The organism is Bacillus cereus group sp. BfR-BA-01309 (genome assembly GCF_022664315.1).
Taxonomy (GTDB): domain Bacteria; phylum Bacillota; class Bacilli; order Bacillales; family Bacillaceae_G; genus Bacillus_A; species Bacillus_A mobilis.
Genome location: NZ_JAKUHE010000017.1, coordinates 59,293 through 76,374, shown reverse-complemented (window position 1 = coordinate 76,374; position 17,082 = coordinate 59,293). Strand labels below are relative to the sequence as shown.

The window sequence follows — 17,082 nt, the reverse complement described above, 5'->3', positions numbered from 1 at the left end:
TTTAATCTTTCTTCAATCTTCTTGCAACACCATTTCCTAAAGACTGTAGCCCTTGAACGAGGATAATTAAAATAAAGACTGTTGCATACATTACTTCAGGTTCATAGCGTAAGTGTCCGAATCGATATGCTAAATCACCAAGGCCGCCAGCACCTACAAGTCCAGCCATTGCTGTTGCACCAATTAGACCGATTGTTGCAATTGTTAAGCCAAGTACAAGGGAGGGACGAGCTTCTTTCACCATAACGTGCCAAATAATTTTTATAGTAGAAACGCCCATCGCTTGGTAAGCTTCAATAACTCCACGATCCACTTCTAATAAAGCTGTCTCCATTAATCGTGCAATATAAGGAGCTGTGAATACGACAAGTGGCACGATAACACCTTGCACGCCAATAGATGTTCCCATTAGAAACTTTGTAAAAGGTAAAATGAAGAATAATAGAATGATAAATGGAAGAGAGCGAATGATATTAATAATTGTATTAAGAATTGGATAAATGATTTTATTTTCGTGCTGTCCACCAGGTCTCGTTAAAACAAGTGTAACGCCAAGTGGTAATGCAATAAGGATAGAGATGAATAGTGAAATAGATGTCATTTGAAATGTTTGAATGGTTGCTTCCCATATGACTTTACCCCATTCATCCAAAAAGGACTTGTTTCCCATAATCTGTTCTACCTCCTTCTACGATGATCCCTTGCTCTTGTAAAAATGATAAAGCGCGATCTACTTCATTTTTCTCACCCTGCATATGAATGATCAGTTTTCCATATGATTCATGCTTTAATTGTGTAATATTACCGGATAAAATATTTGGATACACTTGAAAACGTTTTGTAGCAACAGCTAATGCTGGCTCTCCTGAAGCAGTCCCTATAAAGGAGAGAGTTACAATTTCACCAGTAGTTTGTAGTTCTTTTTGTACTTCTCCTGGAATTTTCGCTGCGAATGCACTATTTACGAATTTCTTCGTTGTTACATGTTGTGGATTTGTAAATATATCCTTCACAGTCCCGCTTTCAACTACTGCTCCTTGTTCCATAACAGCAACTCGGTCACATATACGCTGGATGACATTCATTTCATGTGTAATTAATAAAATTGTAATCCCGATTTCTTCATTAATCTTTAGTAATAGGTCAAGAATAGAATCTGTTGTTTCTGGGTCTAAAGCACTCGTTGCTTCGTCGCTTAATAACACTTCCGGTTCATGTGATAGTGCACGTGCAATGGCAACGCGCTGCTTCTGGCCACCAGAAAGTTCACTCGGATAGGCATCTTTTCGATTAAAAAGATCGACAATACGTAAATACTTTTCTACCCTTTTTTCAATTTCAATTTTGGGAAGACCAGATAGACGTAACGGTAATGCGATATTTTCATAAACTGTCACAGTTTTAAGTAAGTTGAATCCTTGAAAAATCATCCCGATTTTTTGTCTCGATTTTGCTAGTTCTTTTGCTGATAAAGTTGTTAAGTCTTGGCCGTTTACAATGATATTTCCTGTCGTTGGTTTTTCTAATAAATTTACACATCGAATTAATGTACTTTTACCAGCACCACTATATCCAATGATTCCAAATACTTCGCCCTTTTTTACTTGAAGGGAAGTAGACTTAAGTGCTTCTACATTCCCTTTTTTTGTTGTAAATACTTTGGATACATTTTTTAATTCAATCATTATCGTCAGCTCCTACCAAGACGGTAAAACAGAACCATCAAATTTTTTCTCGATAAATTCTTTTACTTCTTTAGATTGATAAGCTTTCTTTAATTTATTTACAACAGCATCATCTTTATTTTCAGTACGAGCAACGACCCAGTTCACATATGGTGAATCTTTTCCTTCACGGAAGATAGAATCTTTCGCAGGGCTTAATTTTGCACCTAATGCAAAGTTTGTATTAATTGCAGCTGCTTTCACTTCACTTAGTTGTGTTGGTAATTGAGATGCCTCTAATTCAACAATCTTTAAATTTTTTGGATTTTCAATTACATCTTTCGCAGTTGCTTTTTCTGTCGCCTTTGGATCTACTTTTAAAACTCCTGCTTTTTCAAATAGCTTTAAAGCTCGAAGTTCATTCGTTGGATCATTTGGTACAGCGATTGCGTCGCCCTCTTTTAAGTCTTTTACATCCTTTAAGCTTTTAGAATATACGCCCATAGGGAATGTTACTGTTGAAAATACTTCCGTTAATTTCATATTGCGCTCAGCTTTAAATACGTCTAAATATGATTTCGTTTGATAGCTATTTACATCGAGGCTTTTTTCATCTAAGGATACGTTTGGTGCTACATAATCATTAAATACTTTTACATCGATTTCGAGTCCGTCTTTCGCTGCCACTTCTTTTACCTTTTCAAAAATTTGTTCATGCGGTCCGCCAGTTACACCGACAGTAATCTTTTTCTCATCTAATGCTTTTACCTCTTTATCTGAACCAGCGCTACATGCGCCTAATAATAATACCGCTCCGCTTACAATGCTCAATAATACTTTTTTCACCTATAATTCCCCCTCCATATACGTTCCAAAATAAAAAGCACCTCTCAAAATAAGAGAGGTGCCGAATAGACAAAATAGGTTCCTCTCTTATCTGCCAAAACGAAAACTCGTTTTGCAGGAATTAGCACCTTAGCTTATACGTCATAAGCTCGGTTGCCGGGCATCATCGGGCCAGTCCCTCCGCCACTCTTGATAAGAGTATGTGTATGTAGTTTTTTAATATGGTATTAATAGTAAATCTTACAAAAAGAATTGTCAATATTATTTTCTGAATATATTTTATTTTAAGGTAATCGAAACATTACCTTTCTTATGTCCCTTTTCCACATACAGATGGGCTTCAGCAATTTCTTCTAATCGGTAGGTTCTATCAATAACAGGTTTTAAATGTTCTGTTTCAGTTAGTTCTTTTAGTAGAATCATATCCTCCTTACTTACCTTCGCCATCATTCCATTAACAGATACATATTTTCCATTGGGTGTTAATGTATTTGTGCAAAGGGATTTTTTATACTTCCCAACTGCATCAAATATAATATCGTAGCGCTCGCGCCGCTTAGTAAAGTCTTCTTTCGCATAATCAATTACTGTATCAGCTCCTAAAGATTGAACGAGCTCAAAATTTGAATTACTACAAACAGCCGTAACGGTTGCACCGAAATATTTAGCAAGTTGTACAGCAGCTGTTCCTACTGATCCTGAGGCACCATATATGAGCACTTGTTTCCCTTTTTTTATACGGCCCTTTCTTAGGAAATGTAATGCTGAAGTTCCACCAAAAGGAATAACTGCCGCTTCTTCATACGTCACATTGGTAGGTTTTAATGTTATTAATCCACTTTCATGTACGCATGTGTACTCGGCATAACCACCGAGGTTTAGTTCTGTTAATGCAAAAATTGGATCACCTTTTTTAAATTGAGTTACATCTGTTCCTATGTCTTCGATTTCACCGGATAACTCTACGCCGAGTATAGGTTTTCTCGGTTTTCTGAAACCTAATATGATCCGCATAGGAATCCAAAATAAGAGAGGGCTATTAAAACCTCGTATTCTACAATCTCCAGTTGATACACTTGTTGCGTGAATTTTAACTAGTACTTCGTTCTTTTTAGGCGTAGGTTTCTCTATATTTCGAAGCTGAAGAACGTTAGGTGGTCCATACTGTGTGCAAATGATCGCCTTCATAATGACCTCCTGAAATGAGTTGTTGTTATTTACATCATATTTAAAACCTTCATTAAACATGTCGCTATATAGCGAATATAGATTAAAAATTGTATAGATTTCATAGGAAAAGAGGTGATATTATTTTGGGAAAGGGGGCGACATTATGAAAAAAATTATTTTTATTTCAAGTTTAGTGTTTGCAATCAGTCTAGGGGTAGGATGTAGTAATGAGAAAACAGCAAAGACGAATGAACCGAAAAAAGAATCAGTTCAAAAAGAAAAGGAATTAGCGGCGAAGGATGTTTTCAAGAAAACGAACGAAGCTTTTAAAAATGAAGAGCATGTAACGATGACATATGGTGTAGGAGTAAAAGCTGAGGGAACAGAGATGGATATATTAAAGGCTAAGATGCAATTAGAGCCAAAGACAAAGAATTCTCGTTCTGAAATGAATATTTCTGGTACAGATGTTGTAGTGTATACTGTGGATGGTAAAGTTGCTGGTGAGGTGAAAAACCCTAATACAGGAGAAGTTATAACCGTACCAGAGGAGCAATTAAACGCTGGTGGAATGAAAGCGACTCAAGATATTATAGATAAGTTAGAAGTACCGGAAGTAGTTTTAGATAAAATGAAGATGGAGAAAAGCGGAGATAAATATAAACTGAAATTTACATTAAAAGGGCAAGAAACAGAAAGTATGTTAACTAGCATGGATGAAACGCAGAAGAAAATGTTACAAGCACAAAAAGCGAAGATAGAAGAAGTGGATGCAGAATATATCATTACAAAAGATTTTAAATATGAATCAGCAAAGATAGACATGATTATGAGTAGTAATGGCAAGGATAAAGCACACATTATTACGAACGCAAAATATACGTCGTACGAAAAGTTTGACCCAATACAATTGCCAGCAGCAAAGTAACAGTTTTGATGAGGGGACCTAAAATAAGGGCCCCTTTTTTGTATACTTTCTTCTTAGGAAAATAGGTACAATATGAAGAGGAAAAACTGTAGAAGAGGAGAGTGTCATTTGAAAAAAAGAAAGATAGCGGTGGTCATTGTAGCTTATACAGTGTTGCTTGCAACATCTGTAAATACATATAAAGAGAAACTAAATCATCCCATTATGAGCGATGTAGGAAAGCTACTTCCAACGAAAATTAAACGTGTTGAAGATGCTGAGGATGAAGGTTCATTAAAACAGGTCGTGCAAGATGCAAATGTTGCTGGAGAGAAGATTTCTATTGCAGGTATGCAGCATAGCCAAGGCGGTCAGACGTATTATCCAAACGGTACGATGCTTGATATGAAAGGGTATAATAAAATACTAGAATTCGATGCGGAGAAGAAGAGGATTAGGGTGCAAAGTGGTGTCACATGGAATGACATTCAAAAGAAAATCAATCCATATGGTCTTGCGGTTCAAGTGATGCAATCTCAAAATATTTTTACTGTTGGTGGTTCATTAAGTGTAAATGTACATGGGCGTGATATTCGTCATGAGGCATTGATTGATACAGTAGAGTCGTTTAGGTTGTTAATGGCAGATGGTAAGGTGCGTAATGTAAGTAGAGAAGAAAATGCGGATCTGTTTCCGTATGTAATTGGGGGATATGGATTGTTTGGCGTGATTTTAGATGTGACGCTAAAGTTAACAGATGATGAATTGTATGAAGCGCATACGAAGGTACTAGATTATAAAGAGTACTCTTCATATTTTAAGAATAAAGTGCGAAGGGAAGAGAATATACGCATGCATTTAGCACGTATTTCTGTTGCCCCACATTCATTTTTAAAAGAAATGTATGTGACAGATTATGTATTAGCAAAAGATCAGCAGAGGTTGAAAGAATACAGCAAATTAAAAGAAGAAAATATTATAGCTGCGCCAAAATTTTTACTCGGTTTATCACGCTATAGTGATTGGGGAAAGGATACATTTTGGGATATACAAAGAAGTTATTTTGAACGTACAAATGGTAAGTATGAAACACGAAATAATGTAATGAGATCGGATAGTGCTTTTATGGAATACGATAATCCAAACCTGACCGAGATTTTACAGGAGTATTTCGTACCGATAGATAGTTTTGCAGCGTATATAGATGACTTGCGAAGTGTTTTGAATGAAGAGGAATTAAACCTTCTTAACATTACCATCCGCTATGTAGAAAAGAATGAAAATGCGGTACTATCTTATGCGAAAGATGATATGTTTGCGCTTGTGCTTTTAATTAATCAAGGGCGCTCAGAGGATGAAATAAAGAAAACAAAAGCGGTCATTCAGAAGATGATTGATGTCACTTTGAAGCATAATGGAAGTTATTATTTACCGTATTATTCTTATCCAGAAAAAGAGCAACTAAAGAAAGCATATCCTCGCATAGAAGAGTTCCTTCAGAAGAAGAAGGAAGTAGACCCAGAGGAACGGTTTGTGAATTTATTTTATAAGGAGTATAGCAAATGACATATAGAAGATTTGTAGCGTCACAAAGCATAATTATGATGGCGGGAAGTATGGTATTTCCTTTTTACATTCTATTGCTTCGGAATGTTGGGAATAGCTTCTCGCAGTTTGGCTGGGCGTATGGCTTATTTGCCTTAACTTCAGCACTTGTATATCCGGTAGTAGGAAAGGTGTCTGATCGAGTAGGTGATCGGAAATTATTAATTATATATGCTTGGTCCATGGCAATATTAATGCTTTGTTTCCCGATTGCCATGGAAGTCTGGCATGTGTACATTCTTCAAATTGTAATGGGGGTTTTAGGTGCTGTGCAGCGTAATACGGAGAAGACATCGTTAGCGCGAAAAGTTGTGCAAGAAAATGCTGGTTATGAGATTGGAAAATATCATGTGTGGACATCGATTGGAGGAGCAGTAGCAATTATTGCAACGGGATATTTAGTAGATTTCTTTACGATTGGTACCATTTTTTATATTGCATCTATCTTATATGTAGTAAGCGGCGTTGTATTAAGTAGTAAAAAAATATAACCGTTCCCATTTTTACCTGAATACCCTTTATTTGTTATACTAAAAGGGAAGACAAAAGAAAAGGGGACATTGCCTTTGATGAAATTTTTAATTTTAGCTATTCTCACTTTGTTTTTGATTCCATGGACAAGAAGCGGTAGTAAACTTCGAGCAGTGGATAAGAAAGGGGATGAGAAGGTTGTAAAGGGTAAGAAATCATCCATTTTAGTTATTCCTGTTTTATTTTGGATCGGTATTGCAATCTATGAATATCTTTGGCTAATTGATGATCGAGCAGATTCGATTCTTACTCATTATTCTGTTGCAGTAGCAATTTTAATTGGGCTTGTTTTATTTTCACAAGATCAAATAGGGAAATTAGAAGGTACGTTAAAAGGACTTCTAATGTTTGTTTTACTCGCAAGTTACGGCTATTTTGGTTATTTGCACGATATAGTAATCACGCAAAAAAAATATGATTCTGTTGTAAAGGTAGAGAAAGATATTTCAGAGCCATTTACTGAAAATGATCAGCCGTTTACAGTGCCGCCAAAGACAGCTGAGAATAAAATGAAAAAAGTATTTGGGGACATTCCGAAAGTGGCTTATTTTGAGCTAGGAGAATTAACACCACAAATGGTAAATGGTGAGGCTTTATATGTAGCACCAATTGAAGTTTCAGGATTTTTTAAAGCACGTAAAGCTGAGACAATTCCAGGGTACGTAACGATGTCAGGTACGAATCCTGATGCGGAAGCGAAACTGCATCTTGGTTATAAAATGAAATATGTGCCAAGCATGTTTTTTGGTAATAAATTAGAACGTGTCGTTCGAAAAGCAGAACCGGATTTAATTTTTAAAGGGAAACCTAAATTCGAAGTTGATGATAAAGGTAAACCGTATTATACAATGACGTATGGTGAATTTATCTCAGGAAGATCTGGATTTGAGGTAGAGGGCGTTGTAGTAGTAGATGCACAAACAGGTGAAGTGAAAAGATACGATAAAGGAAAGGCACCTAAATTTGTTGATGGTGTATTAAATCACGAGACCGCATCTACATTAAATACGTATTTCGGTAAATATATTCACGGATTTTGGAATACAAAATTCTCACAAACGGATATGAAGATTCCGACTGAGTGGGGAACGAAAGAAGGAGTTACACCAATCTTCGGTAAGGATGGAACGTTATATTACTTTACTGATTTCACCTCTCCGAAAGAGGGAGTAGATTCTGCACTAGGTTATTCGCTTATCGATGCGCGTACAGGTAAGTTGTATTACTATAACGGAAAAGAAGTGAAGGGAATTATGGATGGTTCAGCTGCTTCGGAAGTAGTGGATAATTCCTTTAAGAGAGAGAAATGGCATGGAACGATGCCGGTTATTTATAACGTGTATGGTAAACCTTCTTGGATTGTACCTGTTATTGATGACGGGGGATTAGTACGTGCTCATACAGTTATCTATGCTTCTAATGCGAAAGTATTTGCAACGGGTTCTACGCAAAAAGAAGCGCTTGAGAATTATAAAAATGCGCTGAGTGGAAGTGGGGATTCATTTAGACCAACTTCAAATGGTAAAGAGGCACAAAAAGAAGGCGTTGTACAACGTGTATATAAAGAAAAATCAGGTGAAAATACAATTGTGTACGTACTGTTAGAGAATGAACAAAAAGTATTTATGATACCTGTGAAGAAATTCCCATATGCTATGTTTACAGAAGTGGGAGATCCAATTCAAATCACATATTTAGATACAGGAGAGGCGATGTCTTCCGTATCCAAATTTGAAAATAGTAATTTGAAAAAGTAAAGCGATAGAAATTCTATCGCTTTTTTTACAGCATAAAACAGGAAAATGCACTATACTTGACGTATGTTTATGTTGTAACTATAATTGTTACGATTAAGTAGTTATAGGAAAGGGTGAACGGAAAAAGTGAATGGAGTTAATCAAGAAATATATAAACCTGTAAAGACAAATAGGTTATGGATGATTCTTGTACTAGGGACACTTACAGCGATTGGGCCATTATCTATTGATATGTATTTGCCTTCTTTACCGAAATTAACGGATGATTTACAAACAGGTGCATCCCTTGCACAGCTTACTTTAACAGCTTGTTTACTTGGGCTTTCAGTAGGACAATTATTTGTCGGTTCAATTAGTGATATTTACGGAAGGCGCAAACCTCTTATTATTGCTCTTATTATTTATGTTGCTTCTTCGTTACTTTGTGCTATTGCGCCATCTATTTGGAGTTTAGTGTTATTACGCTTCTTACAAGGAGCTTCAGGGTCAGCTGGGATTGTTATATCACGTGCAATGGTACGTGACATGTATTCAGGTTCTGAAATGACGAAGTTTTTCTCACTGCTCATGTTAGTAAACGGAGCAGCGCCTATTTTGGCACCGATTATTGGAGGACAATTGCTACAGTTTACAACATGGCGCGGTGTCTTCATCGTTCTTGGAGCAATTAGTGTATTCATGTTAATATCAGCTACTTTCGTATTACGTGAAACATTACCTCCTGAAGAAAGAGAAACAGGTGGTTTGTCAGGGACATTGGCGACGTACGGAAAACTGTTAAAGGATCGTTTGTTTATGGGATATGCATTGTCACAAGGACTAGTAACAGCGGCAATGTTTGCTTACATTTCAGGCTCACCATTTGTATTGCAGAATATATACGGAGCATCCCCACAGCAATTTAGCTTATTCTTTGCAATCAACGGTATCGGTATTATTATTGCTAGTCAGGTTACGGGCCGTTTAGCAGGGAAAGTGAATGAGAAAACGTTATTCGTTTCCGGTATTATTATCGCAGCTGTTGGTGGTCTATCGTTACTATTTACAATCGTATTAGGAATAGGACTAATCGGTGTTTTATGCTCGTTATTCCTTGTCGTATCAAGTGTCGGGGTTGTATCAACAACGGGGTTCTCATTAGCGATGAGAAATCAGAAACAAGCTGCAGGAACAGCATCAGCTTTATTAGGCTTATTACAGTTCATTTCAGGAGCACTTGTTGCACCGTTAGTAGGGATTGGTGGAAGCAATACCGCATTACCGATGGGTGTTGTAATAGCTCTTTGTGAAATTGGTGCTGTGCTATGTTATCTATTTATGGCCAGAAGAAGTGAGAAGCAGTTTGAACTGCAACAAAGACAAGATTTAGAGGCTTAATTTATAAAAAGAGCTGATTCAAACATGTGTTGAATCAGCTCTTTTTTCATTTCTTTGAAATAATTTATACAGTGTTGTAAGGTGAGGAAAAAATTATTTGCATAAAGTGACGATACTGTGACAAAAATGTTGGTGTGTATATTAAGATATCGTCTTAAGTGTAAAAAGTAGGGTGTTCTCGGTATAATAACAAGTGGAGATAAAAGAAACTATAATGAGTAATAGCTGTAGATAAAAGGAGAAGAAGAGATGAAGAAGGTTTTGGGTATTGCTGTAATGGGAAGTATGCTCCTTCTAGCAGGGTGTAATGGAAATAAAGATACGAAAGAGCCGAAAGAAAAGGTAGAGCAATCTACTGAACAAACAGAAGAGATAAAAGAATATCTTGCAGTACATGAAAAATACGATATAAAAATGAATAAAGAAATTAATAAAGCACTGCAGTTATTTGAAGTAGCAAAAGAAAAGGGCGGTAAGGAAATAACGAATGCTACATATAAAGAGGATGTGCAAAAGGTAACAACGAGCATGTTAGAAGATATCGATAATATACGTAAAGAAATTCGTGTTCCAAAGTCGAAAGAGCAAGAACATGAGGTATACGCTGGTTTCTTGAATGAATCGGAACAAGCGATGAAAAAATTACAGAAGCTAGCTAAAGAAGAAGACTCATCATTGATTCGTGATATAGAAATTAATTTTGCAACGGCATCGACATACTATAAACGTTTTCAAGCGGAAACGAAAAAATAACCTTGCACATGCAAGGTTATTTTTTCTTCTTACCGTCTCGGTCTTCAACCTCGGATACTAATACTTGCTGCTCTTCATGAAATATAGAAATGGTTTGCCAGGTAATAGTATCGAATGGATTATAAAAAGTTTGTAGAAGCCGAGGATGACAAGTAGAACGATTGTTAATGGTAATTCCGATAAAAGAATTAAAAACTGATTTTTCTAAATATATCCAATTTGATTGACTTTTCATTTTTTCAGAATTATAATTCGAAATATACAATTTGAACCAAATAATAATATAGCAATTTACTTATCCAGAGAGGTAGAGGGACTGGCCCTATGACACCTCAGCAGCGGGTTCTGTAACAGGAACACCGTGCTAATTCCAGCAAGCAAGTCTTGAAAGATAAGTGATGGGCCTTCGTTTATTAAGCCTTGATCTTATTTTTTAAGATCAAGGCTTTTTGTATTTTAAGAAGCGGAAAAGTAAGGAGAATAAATATGTCAATAAAACAAAGTAAATTCATTTGTTTAGGGGGTTATTGAAGTGTATGTTATTAAAAAACTATCGGTTATGGTGTTCACGCTATGGGTCATTACGACAGTAACATTTTTGATTATGCATATCATTCCTGGAGATCCATTTTCATCAGATGCGAAAATCTTCCCAGAGGAAGTAATACAAAATATGAGGGCGAAGTATCACCTTGATGAACCGTTATGGCATCAATATGTCGCTTACTTAGATGGTGTAGTTCATTTTGACTTTGGTGAATCAGTTCAATCGACGGGACAAGGCGTATCAGAAATTATAACGACAGGATTTGGTCCGTCAGCGATTATTGGTTTACAAGCACTGATCATTTCATTATTAGTCGGAATTGCAGCAGGTACATTTGCAGCTCTATATCATGGGAAAGTAATTGATTATAGTGTGAGCTTACTTGCGATTCTCGGTATTTCTATTCCAAGTTTTATTTTAGCACCATTATTTATACAAGTATTTGCTATACAGTTTGAACTGTTACCTGTTGCTTCTTGGGGCACATTCGAACATACAGTATTGCCATCCTTCGCATTAGCATTAGGGCCAATTGCGGTTATTACAAGATTTGTTCGCTCTAATATGATTGAAGTTTTGCAGAGTGATTATATTAAGCTAGCGAGAGCGAAAGGCATACCAATTAAAAACATTATTATAAGACATGCTCTTCGAAATGCGATTGTGCCAGTACTTACATTTGTTGGACCATTAATGGCTGGACTGTTAACAGGGACTTTCGTTATTGAAAAAATATTTTCCATTCCTGGTCTCGGGAAATATTTTGTAGACAGCATTTTTAACCGAGATTATCCGGTCATTATGGGAACAACCATTTTCTATAGTGCGCTATTAATTGCATGTATTTTTATTACAGATATTATTCATCGTATTGTTGATCCGCGTATTCGTTCTATTACATAAGGAGGGGGGACATTTAAATGGGAGCTTATGAAATCAATAACCAGTTATTAACGAATGAAGAGAAAAAAGAATTAACGATAAATAAAGAGCAGCAAACGATTAGCCGAAAGAAGGAAGTGTTTCGCAAGTTTATATCAAACCCTATAGCGGTTTTAGGAGCAGTGACGTTATTACTAATTATTATTTTCTCACTAATTGGCGAAAGTTTAACATCATTTACTGCGAGTGAACAAGTGAAAGAAGCAACTAATTTACCTCCTAGTAGCGAGCATTGGTTTGGAACCGATGATTTAGGAAGAGACATATGGGCGCGTACTTGGGCTGGTGGGAAAATCTCACTAACAGTTGGGTTGGTAGCAGCAGCTCTAGACATAGGGCTTGGTGTACTAATCGGAGGTTTTAGCGGATATGTAAGAGGGCGTAATCGCCTTGGAACGTTGATTGATGAGTGGATTGTACGAGGAATTGAAGTATTATACGGTATCCCATACTTATTAATTGTCATTTTACTACTAATCATTATGAAACCAGGACTTTTTACAATCATTATTGCCCTTGCATTAACAGGATGGATTGGAATGGCTCGTCTTATTCGAGCACAAGTACTGTCTTTAAAACAAAGAGAATTTGTTATCGCCGCAGAACGGTTAGGTACGTCTCATATGAAAATTATATATGGACATTTAATTCCGAACTTAACAGGGATTATTATCGTAAATTTATCATTTACAATTCCGGCAGCTATTTTCTCAGAATCATTTTTAAGCTTTATCGGACTCGGAGTGCAATCACCAGCGGCTAGTTGGGGAACGATGACGAACGATGCACTCGGGACATTGCTAAGCGGAGAGTGGTGGCAATTATTTTTCCCGGCAATCATGATTGCACTCATCATGTTCGCATTTAATGCAATTGGTGATGGTTTGCAAGATGCAATTGATCCAAAAATCGTAAAAAGGAATCGAAAGGAGAAAAAACATGGGACAGCTTTTATCTTTAGAAAACGTAACGTTAGCCGTTGAAAAAGAGAATAGTAAGCAAGCGATTGTGAAACATGTTTCCTTTTCTATTAACGAAGGTGAAATAGTTGCACTTGTAGGAGAAAGTGGCTCAGGAAAAAGTGTTACAGCACAATCTATTATCGGACTAAATCAAGAGTCTATTCATATCGATGATGGAAATATTTCTTTCCAATCTCAAGGATTAACGAATTTACAAGAATCAGAATGGAATCAAATTCGAGGGAAAGATATTTCCTTTATTTTTCAAGACCCTCTGTCCTCCTTAAATCCGACGATGAAAGTGGGAAGACAAATTACAGAAGTAATTTTGCAACATGAGAAAAAATCGAAAAGGGAAGCAAAAGAAATTGCGATTAACTTATTAAATGATTTAGGGATACATGAAGCAGAGAAACGTTTTGAACAGTACCCGCATCAATTAAGCGGAGGTATGAGACAACGTATTTGTTTAGCAATTGCATTTGCGTGTCACCCAAAGCTCGTTATTGCAGATGAGCCTACAACTGCATTAGATGTAACAATTCAAAAACAAATTATGGGGTTATTAAAAGAGCGAAAAGAAAAACAAAATACGAGTATTTTATTAATTACACATGATTTGGCACTTGTACGTGAAGTAGCGGATCGAGTAGTTGTGATGTACGGGGGACGTGTTGTTGAAAAAGGAACGATACAAGAAGTAATAGGTTCACCGAAGCACCCATATACGAAAAGCTTATTGCAAGCCATTCCGAATATGGATGATTCTGAAAAGGTGCTTAGGGCTATAGAGGGAACAACACCATCAATTGAAACGTTAAATAGCTTTGGGTGCCCATTTGTAAATAGATGCCCAGTAGCAATAAAAGAATGTATTCATCGTTTCCCTGATAGAACATCGTATTCTGAGGAACATAATTCACATTGTTGGCAACATGTTCTAGAGCATAACCAAGCGAAATCAAAAGAGAAGGTGAATGCCTCATGACTACAGATTTAATTACTGTAAAGAAAGTAACAAAAACGTATGGAAGTAAAAAGAAAGAAATAGCAGCGCTAAAAGAAATATCACTTTCTATCCCGAAAGGAACAGCACTTGGCATTATTGGAGAAAGTGGTTCAGGAAAAACAACACTTGGTAAGCTCATAGCTGGGATCGAGAGTCCAACGTCTGGTCAAATTGATTATAACGGTCAAGTTGTCCACAAGTTGAAGTCAGCTCATAAACGGGATTTCTTGCAGAAAGTACAGTTCATTTTTCAAGATTCAACAGCCGCATTAAATCCGCGCTGGAAAGTACGCGATAGTGTAACGGAAGGCTATATTTCATTCGGTTTAGGCGATAAAAGGCTGAAAGATAAAGTCGCAGGTGATGCACTAGAACGTGTTGGACTAGATAGACGATATATTGATCGTTACCCACACGAATTTAGCGGAGGGCAACGTCAACGAATTGCTATTGCAAGGGCGTTATTATGTGAGCCAGAGGTATTAATTCTTGATGAACCAATTTCTGCATTAGACGTTTCATTGCAAATTCAAGTTGTACATTTACTGCAAAAGATTCAAAAGGAGCAAGGGTATACATATTTATTTATCGCTCACGATTTGCCGATGGTTCACTATTTATGTGAAAAAGTGGCTGTCTTATATAAAGGAGAACTTGTTGAATTTGGAAATACGGATGAAGTATTCCGTAATCCACAACATTCTTATACAAAAACATTATTAGCATCAACACCAAAAATTTCGGGTTAGAGGAGAATGTAGGATGAAGAAGTTTTTATTATTTGTCATTATGACCGTATTAGCAATTACTTCTGTCGCTTGCGGTAAGAAAGAGGCGCAAAAGGCGAGTGCAGGTAAGGGAGAAGGGGATCGATTAGTAACGAATATTGGTAGCGATCCATATACACTCGATTCCGCTATTGCAACGGATAGCACATCAGGTTATGTAATTGGACATTTATTCTCAAGCTTATATACGCAAGATAGTGATGGGAAATATCAAAATGAGTTAGCAGAAAAAGAAGAAGTAAATGCGGATGGAACTGAATATACAATCCATTTAAAGAAAGATATTAAATGGTCAGATGGTTCTCCTATTACAGCAAATGATTTTGAATTTGCATGGAAGCGATTATTAAATCCGAAAACAGGCTCTATGAATGCGACAGAAATGTATTTTGTTAAAGGTGCAGAGGCATATAATACTGGAAAAGGTGAAGAAGGCCAAGTTGGTATTCAAGTCGTTGATCCTCAAACATTAAAGGTAACACTTGAGCACCCAGTTGCTTCTATTAAACAAAAATTAGCGAGTTCATTATTTATTCCATTATCTAAAAAATCAATTGATGATAACAACAAATTAAAAACAGATCCAAAAGAGTTAATTACAAATGGACCATTCACGTTAAAAGAATGGAAGCATAACCAAGCAATTACAGTACAAAAAAATAAAGAATACCATGATAAAAAGGTAACATTAAAAGAAATCGAGTTTCGAATTATTCCAGACTCTAAAACAGCGTATCAATTGTACAAATCAAAAGAATTAGATTTATTAAGTAGCTTACCACAAGAGATGATTGAGAAAGAAAAAGGGAATAAAGAATATAAACGTGTTGCGGGATTCTCATCTTATATTTACTCGTTTAACGTAGAAAAAGAGCCATTTACAAATGCGAAAGTACGTAAAGCATTTTCATTAGCAGTTGATCGTAAGTTTATCGTTGAAAAACTGTATAAGAATAATGCACAAGAAGCATATGCATTCGTACCAGAAGGAGCAAAAACACAAAGTGGTCGTGATTTCCGTAAAGAAAAAGGTGATTACGTAAAATTTGATACAACAGAAGCGAAAAAATTATTAGAAGAGGGTATGAAAGAACAAGGTTGGTCTACATTACCTGAAGTAACATTAAAATTCACTACAGATACACAGCATAAAAAAGTAGCAGAAGCAATGCAGGAAATGTTTAAGAAAAATCTTGGTGTAGATATTAAGTTAGAAAATAAAGAGTGGAAGAGTTACATCGATACATATAAGCAAAGTGATTTCCAATTAGCTTATATGGGATGGGGTGGTTCTTTATTAGACCCAATTACTAAACTAGATTTATATGCAGGTGATGGTCCGAATAACTATGCAAAATGGCATAATAAAGAATTTGACGCTTTAGTAAAAGAAGCAGAAGTTGAACAAAACGAAGATAAGCGTTTTGACTTATTGCATAAAGCAGAAGATATTATGTTTACAGATTCACCATTAATTCCAATTATATTCCCTTCTGATTCTTATTTACAAAAAGGATCAGTATCAGGTCTTCAATATTATGTGGGATCTAAACCGGATTTAAAATATGCAAAAATAAAGAAGTAGGCAACAGCCTACTTCTTTATTTTATTTCTCTTTTATATTCTTTTTTCGTTCCATCAGAGAAGACAACTTCTAAATCGAACTTTTGGTAGTCTTTATCAAGCTTGAACACGTTTACTACTTGATCGATTACTTCTTGGTCAGGAGTATCTTTATTAAATTTTAATTCTTGTAGAAGTGGGCTTAATTTTGTGATAGCCTCGTCTCCTGTTAATTTTACATCTGCTTTATGATCTTCAATTTTTGCTTCCATTTTCTTATCTGCTGCTACATTTTTATAGTCAGCTTCGTAGTCTTTCTTTGTATCTTGGTAGTCTGCCTTTAAATCGAATTCATTAAAGTCTAGTTTTAAATCAGCAGGAGCTTCATTCTTTGCCTCTTCTGTAGTCTTTTTATTAGAAGTTGTGTCTTCTTTTGCAGGAGCTTTACATCCTGTTAATGCAGGTACTAGCATAAGAGCTAATAAAACTGATAGTAAAATTCTCATTATAAATTCCTCCTTATGTAAATTCGTTCTATACAAGTTTTTCCCAAAATCATGTAATTATGTATGAGTTGAAAATAAATTATTACCCTATGGCGATAAGGGATAATCCGCAATTTAAATCAAAAATGATTTGTATGTATATGGTAAATTGAAGT

Annotated in this window: 16 protein-coding genes, 1 pseudogene and 2 riboswitches; of the genes and pseudogenes, 11 read left to right on the top strand and 6 right to left on the bottom strand. The window is 36.0% G+C overall.

Going from position 1 to position 17,082, the window contains the following annotated elements:
• Nucleotide 1: 1 nt before the first annotated feature.
• From MR115_RS24580 to MR115_RS24565, 4 genes are all read right to left on the bottom strand, one after another.
• Nucleotides 2-670, bottom strand: a complete 669-nt coding sequence (locus tag MR115_RS24580) for a methionine ABC transporter permease (protein WP_000527137.1) — start codon at nucleotides 668-670, stop codon at nucleotides 2-4.
• A complete protein-coding gene (locus MR115_RS24575) occupies nucleotides 645-1,685 on the bottom strand; it encodes a methionine ABC transporter ATP-binding protein (RefSeq protein ID WP_242243070.1) in 1,041 nt (346 codons plus the stop codon). Before MR115_RS24575 ends, MR115_RS24580 begins: the two co-directional genes overlap by 26 nt.
• 12 nt (nucleotides 1,686-1,697) lie before the next feature.
• A complete protein-coding gene (locus MR115_RS24570; protein WP_242243069.1) occupies nucleotides 1,698-2,510 on the bottom strand; it encodes a MetQ/NlpA family ABC transporter substrate-binding protein in 813 nt (270 codons plus the stop codon).
• An 84-nt stretch (nucleotides 2,511-2,594) separates the two neighbouring features.
• Nucleotides 2,595-2,709, bottom strand: a riboswitch (SAM riboswitch).
• An 80-nt stretch (nucleotides 2,710-2,789) separates the two neighbouring features.
• On the bottom strand, nucleotides 2,790-3,698 hold the full coding sequence (locus tag MR115_RS24565) for an NAD(P)-dependent alcohol dehydrogenase (protein WP_242243068.1): 909 nt from the start codon (nucleotides 3,696-3,698) through the stop codon (nucleotides 2,790-2,792).
• A gap of 145 nt (nucleotides 3,699-3,843) precedes the next feature.
• Between MR115_RS24565 and MR115_RS24560 the strand changes: the two genes are divergently transcribed.
• The 6 genes from MR115_RS24560 to MR115_RS24535 all read left to right on the top strand — a co-directional run bounded on the left by MR115_RS24560 (nucleotide 3,844) and on the right by MR115_RS24535 (nucleotide 10,610).
• The gene (locus MR115_RS24560) at nucleotides 3,844-4,608 is read left to right on the top strand and encodes a DUF6612 family protein (RefSeq protein WP_242243067.1); all 765 of its coding nucleotides are present in this window, start codon (nucleotides 3,844-3,846) and stop codon (nucleotides 4,606-4,608) included.
• Nucleotides 4,609-4,716: 108 nt separating this feature from the next.
• Entirely contained in the window at nucleotides 4,717-6,153 is a 1,437-nt protein-coding gene (locus tag MR115_RS24555; protein ID WP_242243066.1) for an FAD-binding oxidoreductase, read from the top strand.
• Entirely contained in the window at nucleotides 6,150-6,683 is a 534-nt protein-coding gene (locus MR115_RS24550) for an MFS transporter (RefSeq protein ID WP_242243065.1), read from the top strand. Before MR115_RS24555 ends, MR115_RS24550 begins: the two co-directional genes overlap by 4 nt.
• Before the next feature lie 78 nt (nucleotides 6,684-6,761).
• The gene (locus MR115_RS24545) at nucleotides 6,762-8,480 is read left to right on the top strand and encodes a DUF3981 domain-containing protein (RefSeq protein WP_242243078.1); all 1,719 of its coding nucleotides are present in this window, start codon (nucleotides 6,762-6,764) and stop codon (nucleotides 8,478-8,480) included.
• A 126-nt stretch (nucleotides 8,481-8,606) separates the two neighbouring features.
• The gene (locus MR115_RS24540; protein ID WP_242243064.1) at nucleotides 8,607-9,857 is read left to right on the top strand and encodes a multidrug effflux MFS transporter; all 1,251 of its coding nucleotides are present in this window, start codon (nucleotides 8,607-8,609) and stop codon (nucleotides 9,855-9,857) included.
• Between the two features lie 249 nt (nucleotides 9,858-10,106).
• Nucleotides 10,107-10,610: a hypothetical protein gene (locus tag MR115_RS24535; protein WP_242243063.1), complete on the top strand. Its 504-nt coding sequence runs from the start codon at nucleotides 10,107-10,109 to the stop codon at nucleotides 10,608-10,610.
• A 16-nt stretch (nucleotides 10,611-10,626) separates the two neighbouring features.
• On the opposite strand, the pseudogene MR115_RS30360 reads toward MR115_RS24535, so the two are convergent.
• Nucleotides 10,627-10,799: pseudogene (locus MR115_RS30360) on the bottom strand (DUF3951 domain-containing protein).
• A 103-nt stretch (nucleotides 10,800-10,902) separates the two neighbouring features.
• Nucleotides 10,903-11,008: riboswitch (SAM riboswitch) on the top strand.
• A gap of 134 nt (nucleotides 11,009-11,142) precedes the next feature.
• Between MR115_RS30360 and MR115_RS24530 the strand changes: the two are divergent.
• The 5 genes from MR115_RS24530 to MR115_RS24510 are packed head-to-tail and all read left to right on the top strand — an operon-like array spanning nucleotide 11,143 to nucleotide 16,443.
• Nucleotides 11,143-12,060, top strand: a complete 918-nt coding sequence (locus MR115_RS24530; RefSeq protein WP_242243062.1) for an ABC transporter permease — start codon at nucleotides 11,143-11,145, stop codon at nucleotides 12,058-12,060.
• 17 nt (nucleotides 12,061-12,077) lie between these two features.
• On the top strand, nucleotides 12,078-13,082 hold the full coding sequence (locus tag MR115_RS24525) for an ABC transporter permease (RefSeq protein ID WP_242243061.1): 1,005 nt from the start codon (nucleotides 12,078-12,080) through the stop codon (nucleotides 13,080-13,082).
• Nucleotides 13,039-14,049: an ABC transporter ATP-binding protein gene (locus MR115_RS24520; protein WP_097819849.1), complete on the top strand. Its 1,011-nt coding sequence runs from the start codon at nucleotides 13,039-13,041 to the stop codon at nucleotides 14,047-14,049. The genes MR115_RS24525 and MR115_RS24520 overlap by 44 nt, the downstream gene beginning before the upstream one ends.
• Nucleotides 14,046-14,819, top strand: coding sequence for an ABC transporter ATP-binding protein (locus MR115_RS24515; RefSeq protein ID WP_242243060.1), 774 nt, complete (start codon nucleotides 14,046-14,048; stop codon nucleotides 14,817-14,819). The genes MR115_RS24520 and MR115_RS24515 overlap by 4 nt, the downstream gene beginning before the upstream one ends.
• Nucleotides 14,820-14,832: 13 nt before the next feature.
• Nucleotides 14,833-16,443, top strand: coding sequence for a peptide ABC transporter substrate-binding protein (locus MR115_RS24510; RefSeq protein WP_063259869.1), 1,611 nt, complete (start codon nucleotides 14,833-14,835; stop codon nucleotides 16,441-16,443).
• 16 nt (nucleotides 16,444-16,459) lie between these two features.
• Here the strand turns inward: MR115_RS24510 and MR115_RS24505 are convergent, their stop codons facing one another.
• The gene (locus tag MR115_RS24505) at nucleotides 16,460-16,927 is read right to left on the bottom strand and encodes a YusW family protein (RefSeq protein WP_061677911.1); all 468 of its coding nucleotides are present in this window, start codon (nucleotides 16,925-16,927) and stop codon (nucleotides 16,460-16,462) included.
• Nucleotides 16,928-17,082: the final 155 nt, after the last annotated feature.

Coding starts and splice junctions, on each gene's coding strand:
- MR115_RS24580 (WP_000527137.1), bottom strand. CDS start 670: ATGGGAAACAAGTCCTTTTTGGATGAATGGGGTAAAGTCATATGGGAA.
- MR115_RS24575 (WP_242243070.1), bottom strand. CDS start 1,685: ATGATTGAATTAAAAAATGTATCCAAAGTATTTACAACAAAAAAAGGG.
- MR115_RS24565 (WP_242243068.1), bottom strand. CDS start 3,698: ATGAAGGCGATCATTTGCACACAGTATGGACCACCTAACGTTCTTCAG.
- MR115_RS24560 (WP_242243067.1), top strand. CDS start 3,844: ATGAAAAAAATTATTTTTATTTCAAGTTTAGTGTTTGCAATCAGTCTA.
- MR115_RS24550 (WP_242243065.1), top strand. CDS start 6,150: ATGACATATAGAAGATTTGTAGCGTCACAAAGCATAATTATGATGGCG.
- MR115_RS24545 (WP_242243078.1), top strand. CDS start 6,762: ATGAAATTTTTAATTTTAGCTATTCTCACTTTGTTTTTGATTCCATGG.
- MR115_RS24535 (WP_242243063.1), top strand. CDS start 10,107: ATGAAGAAGGTTTTGGGTATTGCTGTAATGGGAAGTATGCTCCTTCTA.
- MR115_RS24525 (WP_242243061.1), top strand. CDS start 12,078: ATGGGAGCTTATGAAATCAATAACCAGTTATTAACGAATGAAGAGAAA.
- MR115_RS24520 (WP_097819849.1), top strand. CDS start 13,039: ATGGGACAGCTTTTATCTTTAGAAAACGTAACGTTAGCCGTTGAAAAA.
- MR115_RS24515 (WP_242243060.1), top strand. CDS start 14,046: ATGACTACAGATTTAATTACTGTAAAGAAAGTAACAAAAACGTATGGA.
- MR115_RS24510 (WP_063259869.1), top strand. CDS start 14,833: ATGAAGAAGTTTTTATTATTTGTCATTATGACCGTATTAGCAATTACT.
- MR115_RS24505 (WP_061677911.1), bottom strand. CDS start 16,927: ATGAGAATTTTACTATCAGTTTTATTAGCTCTTATGCTAGTACCTGCA.